This is a genomic window from Cyanobacteriota bacterium (genome assembly GCA_025054735.1).
Classification (GTDB): domain Bacteria; phylum Cyanobacteriota; class Cyanobacteriia; order SKYG9; family SKYG9; genus SKYG9.
The window spans coordinates 1-1155 of the sequence record JANWZG010000676.1; the positions used below are offsets into that span (position 1 = coordinate 1).

Consider the following 1155-nt stretch of genomic DNA (forward strand, 5'->3'; position numbering starts at 1 on the left):
TCTCTCCGTCTTTAATCTGCTTGTTCTCCTCTCGACTATTGCGCTGTTTGGGCACGGGAACTAGGGTGGCATCCATGATTTGACCGCCTGCGGCTTGATAACCGTAGCTCCTGAGATAGCGATCAAACTGCTCGAAAGGGTTCGATTAACTGCTGCGATGTCAATTGCTGACGACATAACCACAGGGTTGTGGCATCGGGAAGGCGCTCTTCAATCCCTAGATGGAGAAAGCGCATGAACGATAGGCAGTCGTTGATTTGGTACTCTATGGATTCGTCGCTGATGTTGTACAACTGCTGCAATATCAGAATCTTGAACAGGAGTAAGGCATCGGTGGGTTTGCCTCCGGCGTTGCTTTTGCGAGGTTTGTGATGAATTTGCTCTAGGATGGGGCGAAACTCTTGCCAGGGAACGATCTCGTCTAGACGAATTAGGATGTCTTGTTTCTAGGCTAGGATTTCGTAACGCTGTTCTAGATCCCAAAGGCTTTGTTGTCCCATAGCTGTGAATGGATAGCTGGTCTACTCCTCAATGATCTCATTGTTTTCTTGATGTGAGACAGGCTTGATTGGATTTTTCGAGGTGCCCTAAACTATCCCCATGCTATGCCTAAACAGTCAACTACTCTAATTGATGACACGCCCTAGAGATTACCGTCCTACCAGTCGATAGACTGCTTTCACAGTGGCGATCGTTACTATAGCTAGGTGTCGCTACAGTCTAGTGAGGCTCCTGGTTTACTGCTGAAGTCTGGCACCAGCCGGTTCTCTAGGACTGATTCGTCAATCCAGACGTGAGGCTTCCCTGTTGTTGCAATTCAGCGTTATCCTCAGACCAGTTGCGGATGCGATAGGGAGTGTTCAAGGTACATGTTGGTGTGATAGCTGAAATTTACCATGCTGCTCTTGCCCGCAACCCCTCTTTTGTACAACAACGCTATGAGAAGTTAAAAATTGGCAGGATAAATGCCATAACAATACCTCCAATCACAATGCCTTCAATGATCTTCAAAACTAAGCTAGAGTGTTCAAGTTTGATTCCCTGAAGCCAAGAGCGCGGAGTATCATCGTTACGCATTTTCCAATTAAACATCGATACTAGCAGTGGAATTCCACCGACTTTGGCCCCGACCAGCAGGTGTAATCCAAGGCTGGT

At 47.4% G+C, this 1155-nt stretch carries 2 protein-coding genes; both read right to left on the reverse strand.

What is annotated here, in order from left to right; translation table 11 throughout:
* Positions 1-122: 122 nt before the first annotated feature.
* Positions 123-293, reverse strand: coding sequence for a transposase (locus NZ772_19310; protein MCS6815706.1), 171 nt, complete (start codon positions 291-293; stop codon positions 123-125).
* Between the two features lie 643 nt (positions 294-936).
* The coding region (locus NZ772_19315) for a cytochrome b/b6 domain-containing protein (protein ID MCS6815707.1) at positions 937-1155 on the reverse strand (219 nt) is incomplete at its 5' end.